This window comes from Halorubellus sp. JP-L1, from assembly GCF_011440375.1.
Lineage (GTDB): Archaea > Halobacteriota > Halobacteria > Halobacteriales > Natrialbaceae > Halorubellus.
The window spans coordinates 201,659-213,438 of record NZ_JAAOIR010000004.1 but is presented as its reverse complement, the minus strand read 5'-3'; the positions used below and the strand labels follow the sequence as shown (position 1 = coordinate 213,438).

General features: G+C 68.0%; 10 protein-coding genes. 6 read left to right on the top strand and 4 right to left on the bottom strand.

Going from position 1 to position 11,780, the window contains the following annotated elements; all coding sequences use genetic code 11:
- Nucleotides 1–17 precede the first annotated feature (17 nt).
- From G9C85_RS16415 to G9C85_RS16405, 3 genes are all read left to right on the top strand, one after another.
- A complete protein-coding gene (locus tag G9C85_RS16415) occupies nt 18–551 on the top strand; it encodes a phosphopantetheine adenylyltransferase (RefSeq protein ID WP_166041988.1) in 534 nt (177 codons plus the stop codon).
- Nucleotides 552–1,348: 797 nt separating this feature from the next.
- Nucleotides 1,349–2,221: a ParA family protein gene (locus tag G9C85_RS16410; protein WP_166041986.1), complete on the top strand. Its 873-nt coding sequence runs from the start codon at nt 1,349–1,351 to the stop codon at nt 2,219–2,221.
- On the top strand, nt 2,218–2,754 hold the full coding sequence (locus tag G9C85_RS16405; RefSeq protein WP_166041984.1) for a hypothetical protein: 537 nt from the start codon (nt 2,218–2,220) through the stop codon (nt 2,752–2,754). The genes G9C85_RS16410 and G9C85_RS16405 overlap by 4 nt, the downstream gene beginning before the upstream one ends.
- A 57-nt stretch (nt 2,755–2,811) precedes the next feature.
- Here G9C85_RS16405 and G9C85_RS16400 read toward each other — a convergent pair whose 3' ends face one another.
- Nucleotides 2,812–4,377 carry a cobyric acid synthase gene (locus G9C85_RS16400; protein WP_166042194.1) on the bottom strand — a complete coding sequence of 522 codons (1,566 nt, stop codon included), beginning with the start codon at nt 4,375–4,377 and terminating at the stop codon, nt 2,812–2,814.
- Between the two features lie 232 nt (nt 4,378–4,609).
- Here G9C85_RS16400 and G9C85_RS16395 point away from each other — a divergent pair, with 232 nt between their 5' ends.
- The 3 genes from G9C85_RS16395 (at nt 4,610) to glmS (ending at nt 7,968) form a co-directional block, all read left to right on the top strand.
- Nucleotides 4,610–5,020 carry a DUF5658 family protein gene (locus tag G9C85_RS16395; protein ID WP_166041982.1) on the top strand — a complete coding sequence of 137 codons (411 nt, stop codon included), beginning with the start codon at nt 4,610–4,612 and terminating at the stop codon, nt 5,018–5,020.
- Between the two features lie 408 nt (nt 5,021–5,428).
- Nucleotides 5,429–5,638 (top strand): hypothetical protein, encoded by a 210-nt coding sequence (locus G9C85_RS16390; RefSeq protein WP_166041980.1) that lies wholly within the window; start codon nt 5,429–5,431, stop codon nt 5,636–5,638.
- A 518-nt stretch (nt 5,639–6,156) separates the two neighbouring features.
- Complete coding sequence (glmS, locus tag G9C85_RS16385) at nt 6,157–7,968, top strand: glutamine--fructose-6-phosphate transaminase (isomerizing) (protein WP_166041978.1); 1,812 nt, start codon at nt 6,157–6,159, stop codon at nt 7,966–7,968.
- A gap of 57 nt (nt 7,969–8,025) precedes the next feature.
- Here the strand turns inward: glmS and G9C85_RS16380 are convergent, their stop codons facing one another.
- The 3 genes from G9C85_RS16380 to G9C85_RS16370 all read right to left on the bottom strand — a co-directional run bounded on the left by G9C85_RS16380 (nt 8,026) and on the right by G9C85_RS16370 (nt 11,647).
- Entirely contained in the window at nt 8,026–8,355 is a 330-nt protein-coding gene (locus G9C85_RS16380; RefSeq protein ID WP_166041976.1) for a hypothetical protein, read from the bottom strand.
- 269 nt (nt 8,356–8,624) lie between these two features.
- Nucleotides 8,625–9,671, bottom strand: a complete 1,047-nt coding sequence (locus tag G9C85_RS16375; RefSeq protein WP_166041974.1) for a DUF1616 domain-containing protein — start codon at nt 9,669–9,671, stop codon at nt 8,625–8,627.
- Nucleotides 9,668–11,647 carry a glycosyltransferase family 39 protein gene (locus G9C85_RS16370; protein WP_166041972.1) on the bottom strand — a complete coding sequence of 660 codons (1,980 nt, stop codon included), beginning with the start codon at nt 11,645–11,647 and terminating at the stop codon, nt 9,668–9,670. The genes G9C85_RS16375 and G9C85_RS16370 overlap by 4 nt, the downstream gene beginning before the upstream one ends.
- Nucleotides 11,648–11,780: the final 133 nt, after the last annotated feature.

The window sequence follows — 11,780 nt, the reverse complement described above, 5'->3', positions numbered from 1 at the left end:
GACCGCGTTCGTCCGGTATGGACGACGACGAACGCATCGCGGTCCTCGGCGGCACATTCACGCCCATCCACAACGGCCACCGCGCACTCCTCCACGAGGCGTTCCAGACCGCCAGCCACGTCGGCGACGGCGACGGCCACGTCGTCGTCGGCCTCACCTCGACCGACCTCGCCGAACGCACGCGAAGCGACCCATCGCACGTCGAACTTCTCGGTCCCTACGACGCCAGACGGGACGCACTCGACACCGAACTCGATCGGATCGCCGCCGCCTACACCGCCTCCTACGAGATCCTTCGACTCGAGGACACCGCAGGTCCGGCCGCGACCCGCGACGACGTCGACGCGCTCGTCGCCTCGCCCGAAGCGAAGTCCCAACGTCGCGCGTACGAGATCAACCAGCAACGCACCGCCGAGGGGAAACGACCGCTCGAGATCCACACGCCGCCGTTCATCGTCGCCGAGGACGGCACCCGCATCTCGAGCACGCGCGTCCGCAACGGCGAGATCGACGTCCACGGCCGCCTCCTCGACGACGCCGACGGTTCCTGACCGATCGATCGATTCGCCGCTCCCAGCGACCCGCTCCCCAGACGAATTGTATATCGGAATGCCGTTTACTCCATCAGTCGATGAGTGTGTGTCTTCGAACCGACGGTCGTTGGTATCTCCCCTTGCCTCGTGACCTCGACACTGGACGCGTCAACGATCTTCCGACAGGCCGTCACTCGTCGCGATCGTTCGTGTTCCAAGCATCCAACCCGCCCACCGGCCTGCATCGTGCCGGACCATAAGACGTCGAACGCTTGCTGCCGAGCCCCATTTGCGTGCGGTCGGTCTCGCTACTCGGGTCCACGGGAACGTGACCCTCCCCAGTCGTACTTGGCCGGCACCCCGGCCAGCCATGTCGTCCAGACAGAGCGACCAGCTGCACTTGTCAGGAGTGCGCGTCCGTACACCTCTTCGATCCGACCGACCAGCGGCACCCTTCATTCAGATTGTTCACTCTGCTGTCGAACACTGCCCGCACTGTTCTCCTCGACATCTTCACCACGCAGCTATCGTGGCCACTCGGACTGCCCAGTCGCACCACGTACACTCTCCGGCCAGTTCGTCCAATCAAATGGGTTGCACAGGCTGCCTGCTCAACATTCTTGCTCAGTAATACTGCCGAGTATTACTGTCCAGTGTCACTGATCAGTGTTACTGGCCATATTGACTGCGTGTTGTTGCTGTGTGGTGTGTCTGGGCAACTACACTGGGGGTGTTGACTGGGTATTGTTGCTGGTTGGATCGTCTGTGTGCATGGACTGTGTTTTATTACGGATGGGTCAGTACGTACAGTCCAGATGATTACGTACACGACGTACAGCGAGGCCGGTGGGGTGGGGAAGACGACGACGGCGGCGAATTTGGCGGCTGCGCACGCCGAACGCGGGCAGCGCGTGCTCGTGGTGGACCTCGACCCCCAGGAGGGATCGCTGAGTTACGTGTTCGACGTGGCCGACGACCGCTCGGACGGGAGCGCGGACAACATCGTCCGACACCTCATCGGACGACCAAAGGGCGAGTTCACGGACCTCATTCGGACCGATACGGGCGAGGCGGGCGTGGACGTCCTTCCCGCGCACAACATGCTCGCGAACCTCACGCAGAACATGATGAAGGCCGCGGAGATCGAGGAGGACATGCACGTCGAGGACGACTACGAGTGGCCGCGGAACGAGCAGCTCCTCCGATTGCTGAAGGAGAACGACGTGCCCGAAGAGTACGACGTCGTCATCTGCGACCCGCAGGCGACCGAGGGCGACGCCCTGTACAACGCTATCTTCGCGACGCGGAGCGTCCTCCTGCCCGTGGAGCTCTCCGGGAAGGGCGCACTCTCGATCGACGGGCTCACGGACCTCGCCGAGGGGCTGGAGGCCGAAGTCGGGATCGACGTCGGCGTGCTCGGCATCGTCCCGGTGGCGTACAAGGCGACGAACACGCAGAAGGAGCACCTCGCGGAGCTGGAGGCGTCGCCGTTCGACGTCCCGGCAGTGTTCGGCGAGCGGTCGAGTCTGATGCAGGAGATGTGGGAGTCCCAGGCGACCGCGTTCCGCGTCCTCGACGAGGGATGGAAGGAGGGAGAGAAGGGTCGGCGTCGCGGGTACGACCGCGAGCAGGACACGCTCGACCAGTATCGTGACCTGGCGCGCCACGTGGAGGCCGAGTTCCAATGAAGAAGGGAAGTGGCGACGACCCGTTCGCGGATCTGGACGAGGACGAGAGCGACGCGGACGATTCGACGGTCGAACCCCCGGAGTCGAGCGTCGAAGACGGGTCCGAAGCGGATTCTAGCGAGGAATCGGGTTCATCAACCACTGAGCGCTATACGGATTTGTCCGGGGCGAGCGGTGACGAGGGTCCTTCAAACGCGGCCGCGAGCGGCGTCGATACCGGGGGTTCGTCGAGCGGCGCCGATACCGGGGGTTCGTCGAGTGGCGTCGAACAGTCGAAGGCCGAGGCCGACGGCATCCCGTGGGTGCTCCGACGCTCGCGCGTGAAGGAGGACCGCGAGAACGTCCACCAGTTCTTCCTCCGCGAAGAGTACAGCACGCGGGAAGACGAGATCCTCGAGGCAGTCGCCGGCGAACTCGACATGCGACAGAAGGACCTCCAGAAGCTGGACGTTCGCGAGGCGATGGTCGCGGCCGCCGAGCCCGAAGCGATCGCGGACGTCCTCCGCGAGTGGGGGTACGAGTACCTGAAGTAAGAGCCGGTTACTGGTTGCCGAGGCCGGTACGGTCCGATTACGAGCAGCGAGTCAGTCTCACCGGGGACCCCTGGGCGACTCGGTGATATCGGGGAGCCAGTCGGCGTCGGCTGCGAGCGGATCGAGTGGGGCGACGAGGTCGGCGGCGTCGTCGAACGGGTCGTGGTGGCGGCGGTCATCCTGCTCGGGTCGAGGCCGGCCGGCGTGGTCGTAGACTGCGGTGACGAAGGCTTCGCGGACGGCGTCGTTCTCGAAGAGTCCGTGGAGGTAGGTGCCGACCGTGGAGTCGGTCGCGGCGCTCGCCGGCCCGAGCGGTCGTGGGACGTCGTCTTCGACGGTCGTGGTACCCATGTGTATCTCGTAGCCGGACGCGGTAGGGTGGGCGTCCGTCCTGGATCGGGAGTCGGGGTGGAGGAAGCCGCCGCCGTCGAAGGGAACCGTGACGGAGTCGACGCGCTTGCTCGTGGAGAACCGCGTCTCGACGGGGAGCCTCCCGAACCCGGGGAGTTCGTTCGGCGCGTCGGTGCCCTCGACGGTGGCGTTCGCGATGCGTTCGCCGAGCATCTGGTAGCCGCCGCAGACGCCGAGGACGGGGCCGTCGAACGCGGCGAGTGCGTCCTCGAATCCGGCGTCGCGGAGCGCGGCGAGGTCGTCGACGGTGTTCTTCGTCCCGGGGAGGGCGAGCGCGTCGACGGCGTCGAGGCCACCGTCGGCGGCGGTCTCGGGATCGAGGTACGCGACGCGGACGCCGGGCGTCGCCGCGAGCGGCTCGAAGTCGGTGACGTTCGAGACCCGTGGGAGTCGGACGACGCCGACGGTCACGGTCTGGGACGCCTGGACGCCGTCGTGTTCCCCGTCGACCGGGAACGGTTCGTCGCCGTCGTCGTCGGGGATGCCGAGGCTGTCCTCCTCGGGGAGTCCCGGGTCGTCGTGGGGGAGGACGCCGAGGACGGGGACGCCCGTCCGCGCCTCCAGTTCCTCGATGCCGGGGTCGAGGATCGACCGGTCGCCGCGGAACTTCGAGACGACGAGGCCGACGACGCGGTCGCGGACGTCCTCGGGCATCAGTTCGAGCGTGCCGTAGAGACTCGCGAACACGCCGCCGCGTTCGACGTCGCCGACGACGACGACCGAGGCGTCAGCGAAGCGCGCGGTCTCGACGTTCGCGAGGTCGCGGTCGTGGAGGTTGATCTCCGCGATGCTCCCCGCGCCCTCTGCGACGACGACGTCGTGGGCGTCAGCGAGGCGGTCGTGTGCGCGCTGGGCGGCCTCCCGGGCGGTCGTCCAGTGCTCGTCGTAGTACTCGCCGGCAGCGAAGTGCCCGATTGGGTCGCCGTCGACGACGACCTGGCTCTCGCCGTCGCCGCGCGGCTTCAGGAGGACCGGGTTGTGGTCGGTCGACGGCGGGACGCGGGCGGCACGTGCCTGCGCGTGCTGGCTGACGCCGATCTCGCCCCAGACGCCCGCCGGCGTCACTGCGACGTGGGCGTTGTTGCTCATGTTCTGGGCCTTGAACGGCGCGACGTCGACGCCGCGGTTCGCGAGCCGCCGGCAGAGACCGGCGACGACCGTGCTCTTCCCGACGTGACTCGCGGTCCCCGCGACGAGTATCGTCTCCGTCATCGCCGACCCCAGGAGGCGTGCGCGGTCGTCGGGTGCGGGCTCGTGGTCACGACCGGGTCCTGGGTCGGGCACGAGTTAATCGTGCCGTTCCGAGAGCGACGCACCGGACCGACCGCACCCGGCCACGGTGGCGGCGTGACTCGGTTCCGTCAGGGCGTGCACGGGGGAGTACGCGGTTCGTACCCGAAGTACTGTTCCGGTAACAAAGCCGGGTCGTGTCGACTGTCTGGACGTGAGTCTCGTCGATACTACGGAGCCCGGCGGGGATCGAGCGGTTCGGCCTACTGCCCGGCAGGGCATCGCGGCGGTCGCGGCGACGTCGACGCTCGACGCGGTGTCGACCGTCGTCGGACTCTCGCTCGCGCCGGTCCTCGTGGAACGGAATCCGGTCGCTCGGGCGCTGTTCGAACGGATCGGCGTGGTCGCGACGGTCGTCCTCGTCTCGGCGCTCGCCGTCGGGATCGTGGTCGCAACCACCGAGGGTGCCGTCCGTATCGTGCGGTCTCGGTCGCAGTTCCGTGCGACGGTGCGTCGCGTCGCGGCCCTGCGCGCCGTCGGCTACGGGACGCCGTCCGTCGTGTCGCTCGTCGTCGCGACGAACAACTTCGCTTTACTCGCGTCGCACGCGACCGTTCCACTCTGATATCTCGACCGACCGAAACCTGCGAATGGTGTCGCGTGCCGACGGACTGGCTGTCGAGAGGATCGATATAACGTCGAATTACCGCGCTGCGTGCGGCCAGCGCTCGGTAAACGGTTCGTGGCGAACACGTCGACTACTAGCCATCAGACGACGCCAATCCGTAACCGAATGGTAACCGAGCGGTACTTTCGGACAGGGAACTGGTGGAAAGGTCTATTCACCTAGTCCATCGCTACTCACCCATGGTGTCAGCCGAAACATCTCGTACCGCCCCGGACCCCTGTGGGTGGCCCGATCGATCAAGTAAGGTACTGTTACCGGGACGAACGACCCGAGGCACTGCCTCGACGCACTGGCGGAGGCCCGGTCGACGATGACCGACTCGTGGGTTCCGGGGGTGTGGTCGAGATGACCGACCTGGAGCGGACGTGGGAGGCCGTCGACGACGACCCCGACCTCGAACGGGACCTGGGCTACCGCCCGTTCGACGTCGAGGTCGTCCTCGCCGAACAGTACGGGCAGCTGCTCTTCTTGCCGAGCGACGACGCGATGATGGAGGAGGACTCGTTCGTCGTCGCGGACGAAGGGGTCGTCGTCGACCTGGACGACTGGCGGTGACGCGTCCCTGACGTGTTCTCGCGAACCGCGAGCGACGGCGTTCGCGATGACGCGGCCGACCGATCGCGATCGTCGACGCAACCGACGGACGGCAGGCCGCGACCACTTCGTCAGTTGACGTGTTCTATCAGCGCTAGTTCCTGACGCTCACCGCTACCCTCCACGCAGCGAACTCGTGGCACCGACCGCCCCCGGACGCGGTAATGGTAAACGGTAACAGTCGACGTATAGCGTCGCGAATCTCCCACCGTGACCGTCTTCGAGTACACGACGGCTACTCCGAGACGGAGAGTCGGTTCCGGCATCCAACTGATGCATAACAAAGCCCGTCTCAACCATTCTCCCGGTATCCAGTAAGGTTGTGACAACGAATGCAAAGCTCACCTTTCCATCCGACCGAGACCCCGCGTACGGCCCTCCAGGACCGCCACGCACCCGTCCCTCCGACCCACAACGATCGCCACGCGCCCGAATCGCGCCACCGCTCGCGGGCCGACGAGCGGGGACGCTGATCGCTCATGTGTGGAATCACCGCCAGAGTCGGGACCGAGGACGCCTCGGAATCGCTCGTCTGTAGTCTCGAGAACCTCGAGTACCGCGGGTACGACTCGGCCGGCATCGCCGTCAAGAACGGCACCGGCCTGAAGATACAGAAGCGCGAGGGCGAAGTCTCGGAACTCAAGGCCGCGATGGCCGGGAGCGGCATCGTCGGCGACGTCGGTATCGGGCACACGCGCTGGAGCACGCACGGCCCGCCGACGAACGAGAACGCGCACCCGCACGTCGACTGCTCCGGGCGAGTCGCGGTCGTCCACAACGGCATCGTCGAGAACCACGCCGAGCTGCGTCGCGACCTCGAGGCGCGCGGGCACACGTTCCGGAGCGACACCGACACCGAGGTCGTCCCGCACCTCGTCGAGGAGCGACTCGACGCCGGCGACGACTCCGAGACCGCGTTCCGCGCCGCGATCGACGAACTCGAGGGGAGTTACGCGCTCGCGATGCTCCACGAGGACGCCGACACCGTGTTCGCGACGCGGACCGGGTCGCCGCTCGTCCTCGGCATCGGCGAGGACGCGAACTACCTCGCGAGCGACGTGCCCGCGTTCCTCGAGTTCACGAGCCGCGTCGTCTACCTGGAGGACGGCGACGTCGCCGTCCTCTCGGCGGACGACTACCGCATCACGGACGCCGACGGCTTCGAGGTCTCTCGACCCGTCGAGGCCGTCGACTGGGCGGCCGAGGACGCCGGGAAGGGCGAGTACGACCACTACATGCTGAAGGAGATCCACGAACAGCCGACGTCGCTCCGGCAGACCATCCAGGGACGGCTCGACGGCGACGACGTCGTCCTCTCGGAGTTCCCCGCGGGGTCGTTCTCGGAAGTTTCGCGCGTGCACTTCGTCGCGTGCGGGACGTCCTATCACGCGGGCCTGTACGGCGAGAGCCTGTTCGCGGACTGGGACGTGGACGCGCAGACGTTCCTCGCGAGCGAGTACGCCGCCCACCCGCCCGCGGTCCCCGAGGACACGCTCGTCGTCGGCATCACGCAGAGCGGCGAAACAGCGGACACGCTCGCAGCGCTGGAGGCGGCCGCGGACGCGGGCGCTCGAACGCTCGCCCTCACGAACGTCGTCGGGTCGACCGCGGCCCGCGAGTGCGACGACGCGCTGTTCATCCGGGCCGGCCCGGAGATCGGGGTCGCGGCGACGAAGACGTTCTCCTCGCAGGTCGCGACGCTCGTCTGCCTCGGCGAACGCATCGCGCGGGACGTCACGGGGTCGCCGACGCCCGACCACGCCGCGCGACTGGACGCGCTCGCGGACCTCCCCGAGCACGTCGAGGCGGTCCTCGAGTCCTCGACGGCCGCGGACGTCGCCGCCCGGCACGCGCACGAGTCCGGACACTTCTTCATCGGTCGCGGGAGCGCGTACGCGGTCGCGCTCGAGGCGGCGCTGAAGTTCAAGGAGATCACGTACGAGCACGCCGAGGGGTTCGCGGCGGGCGAACTCAAGCACGGCCCGCTCGCGCTCGTCACCGCCGACACGCCCGTGTTCGCGATCTGTAACGGGAACAACGAGGCGAAACTCGCGAGCAACGTCCGCGAGGTCCAGACGCGCGGCGGCCCCGTCGTCGGCGTCTGTCCGCGCACCAGCGACGCGCTCGCGGACGCCGCCGACGAGGTCCTGACCGTGCCCGCGACGCACCCGGACCTGGTCGCCATCCTCGCGAACGTCCAGCTCCAGCTCGTCGCGTACCACGCCGCGAACGACCTCGGCCGCCCCATCGACAAACCGCGGAACCTCGCGAAGAGCGTCACCGTCGAGTGAATCGACCCCAGTCGTCGGGTAGCGACTCTCCGAGGGCTGCCAGATAGCGACTGCGGCTCAGCGACCGTCGTCCCCGCACTCGTACTCGCGGAGCGACTCGACGAGCGGTCGGAGTTCCTCGAATCGCTCGGTTCGCTCGACGACCTCGTCGTCCTCGACGTACGAGGCGAGCCCGGCCGCTTCGAGCTTCGGGAGGTGTCGGTGTCGGAGCGATATCTCGTCGAACGACGGTGGTCCCTCTCCGTCGTCGAGGACGGCGTCCGGGTCGACTGGGACGGTGCTATCGTCGGCGAGCGAGTACAGGAGCGCCCGTCGCGCCGGGTCGTGGAGTGCGATCAACGCGTCGTCCAACGTCTCTTCGTCTCCGTCTCCGAATCCGCCTGTCATGTATTATACCCTATACGTTCTCTGCGTTCGATGCCGCTGAGGGCGTCAGCACTCGACGTCGCTGAATTGCACATACTGGTTTCAAACCTCGAAACGGCTCTCAGGGGCGTTTCCTCGACTCATGACGTAATGACGAGTATTAGACGGATAAACATTCCCCCCTGAATGCGAACGTCTCCCTCGTCCGCACGTCGCGACGGTCGTAACCGTGGATCGCTACTCCGTCGCAGTCGGTGAGGCGACGGTCGCGGTCGCGGTCGGTGGGGCCGCTAGCGCGGTCGGTGGGCCGCTAGCGCGGTCGCGGCCGAGGGGGTCGCAGGCGCGATCGCGTTCGCCGTGGTTCCGGTCCGTGCGGTCGTATCCTCGTCGGCAGTGGTCGAGTTCCCCGCGACGACGTCCGTCCAGACCTGGAGCGTCGTGTCCGCGGACGCCTCGCTCGCGGTCGACGGCACGTCGCCCTTGTAGAGGAAGAACCGGATGCGGACGTCCTCACCGGTCGTCTCCGGGACCACGTCCCGAGCGAGCACGCGCCGCTGGCCGTGTTCGAGCGACACCGACGCCGTATCCAGGCGTCGCTGCTCGATCACCTCGCCGTCCGAGACGTTCTGCGCGACCACGACGACCGTGTAGTCCACGGACCGCTGCTCGCGGTTCTCGACGGCCAGGTGGAACGTGTGGCCCTCGCCGGCGACGACCTCGCTCGGGTAGCCCTCCGCGACGAGGTCGCCGGAGTCGTCCTCCTGGAGGACGTAGAACTCCGAGTACGCCTCGCCGGTCGCCGGGAACGCCGCGGTCAGTCCCGCCGCGGCGACGAGCACGACGACCGCGCCCGCGAGCGCGAGGTTCTGCCGTCTCGTTCCCGGGAGCGACGCCGTCGCCGTCGACGAGACACCTGTACGCAGCGGCGCGCGGCGATACTGCGGGTCGACCAGCGACCGGCGGAGCGCGGCGACGCCGGCGCCGACCGCGGTGACGCCGACGAGCACCGCCGCGACCGGCAGGAGCGAGAGCGCGCCGACCGCCGCGAACGCCGTCGCGACGACCGCGCTCGCGACCGCACTCGCGAGCACCGCGATGCCGAGCAGTACCGCCCAGCCCGGCGTCCCCGACTCCACGCCGTCCGACGTCCCCTCGTCCACCGCCCGCTCCGGGAACGTCGCAGCGACGAGCGCGTACCCCGGAACGAACACGAGCAAGGGGATGCCGACGGCCCACCGGATCGGCCACGGGACCGCGCCAACCGCGAACGTCGCCACCGCGAGCACCGCGAGGCCGAGCGCGAGTACGAGGTCGGCTGTCCAGCGCCAGTCGCTCATCCGTCGCTCACCTCCTCGTCGGCCGGCGTCGTACACAGCAGGACGTCGTCGTTCGCGTACACGTAGTTCCGGCCGTCCGGACACACCGTCGACTTGTCGTACGGTACCTGCGTCGACGCGAACGGGGGGTCGTCACCGTAGTGGAACGACGCCGCACCCGTCCCCTGATACGTGCGATACACGATCGGGTCGTCCGTCACCGGCCCGGTCCGATCCACCTGCAGCACGGCGGCTGGCGGCGTCGACTCCGGATGATACAGCCGCCAGTACGGGTAGTCCGTGCGGACGCGGTCGGCGGACGCCGGCGGGAGCACCGACTGTATGGTCTCGGCCCCCGCGATCTCCGACTCCGTGTACGCCGCTCGTGCGTGCCGGTCCTCGAACGCGGGATCGTCGAGCGTTGCCTTCTCAGCGACCGCCATCGTCGTCGGGTACGCGAACGCGAACACGAGCACGACCGCGACCAGCACCCCCCGTGGCGCGTGCGACGCCACGTGGAACAGGCCGACGGCGGCGACGAGCGCGAGCGGGATGTAGAGGAACCCGATCCAACGCCCGGGGAGGAAGACGGTGATCCCGAAGACGTTGAATCCGAACGTGAACACGAACATGACGGCGCCGGCGAGGAGGAGGATCAAGGTCGCGTCCCGGCGACGCTGCCAGCGCAGCATCACGAGTCCGCCGACGACCGCGGCCGAAAGCAGGAGCATGAAACCCGTCAGCTCGAGGTACGGGACGAGCGTGTCGAGGAACGTCGGCGGGGGTGCGGCCGTCGGTCCAGCTGCCGGTTCGGACGTGCTCTCGAGGTTCAGGAACCCGGCGTCTTCGAGGACCGTGATCTGAAGCACGCGCAGCATCTTCACGAGGAATCCACCCTCGCCGACTTCGGCGCCCCCGCCCGTCCAGGGTGCCATCGACCACGACGTGAGGGTTGCGACGGTCGACACCGCGAACGCGACCGCGAGCCCGACCGTGCTCTGCCGCCACCCGTCGCTCGAGAGGACGTCGAGTGCGACGCCGACGGCGACCGCGACGGCGAGCACGATGAGCATGATCGCGGTCGATACCTGGTGCGTGAACACCACCGCGAGACTGAACGCGACCAGGAGCGCGGACGCCCAGCGGTCTGCGTCCGTGTACACGACCTTGAGCGTGCAGTACAGGACGCCGAGGAAGAACGCGAGACCGAGGCTCGTCGGGATGAGGTGGATGCCCCAGCGGACGAACTGGTCGGCGAACGCGTACAGCGCGGTCGCGGCGAGCGCCCACCGCGCGGGCACGAACAGCGCCCCGATGCCGTACACGAACAGCGCGGACAGCGGGACGACCAGGCCGACGGTGAGGTAGATCCCGGTTCGTGCCGACCCCGTGACCAGTGCGCCGAGAGCCCCGAGTGCGTGGTACAGCGGCGCGAGCAGGTACTTGCTCTCGGCGAGCGGCTGGAGGCTCCCGCTCGCGGCGACGCCCTCGACCCAGATGGGGCCGTGCACCCAGATGTCCTGGCCTACGAACCCGGGGACCGCGAACAGCGCGCCGAGGCGCACGGCGAGCGCGACGGCGAGGATCTCGAACAGGACGACCGGCGGGTGGAGGGCGTCGTCCTCGACGAGGAGGATCTGGACGAGGAGGATGGCACCGATCCCGCCGGTCAACAGTAGGACGGGGAGCGACCGGCCGCCCGTGAGTCTGACCGCGGCAACGAGGAGTGCGGTGCTGGCGACGACGAGCGCCGGCAGGTAGCCGGCGATCGACCGGGACAGTCGCGGGAGCGCGACCTCCTGCATCACGCGGTCGTGCGTCGCGAGGTACGTCGTGCACGCGACGCCGACGGCGACGGGGATGACGACGAGGAAAACTTGTTCGGCGAGCAACCGGAGGCCGAGGAGGAAGACGGACGCGACGACCCCGACCTTCGCGAGGCGGACGTCGACGTCCGCTCCGAGGAGGCGCTCACCGAGCTGGTTCGGGTGACTCACGGGGCTCTCACCCCCGTGAACTGACGATCCGCAGCCACAGCGTCGGTTCGACGGTTTGACGAAACGAGTGACATCGGCACTGTTCTCGCGCCGACTACAGCCAACACGTGGTTTGTTATGTCCGGCATACTCC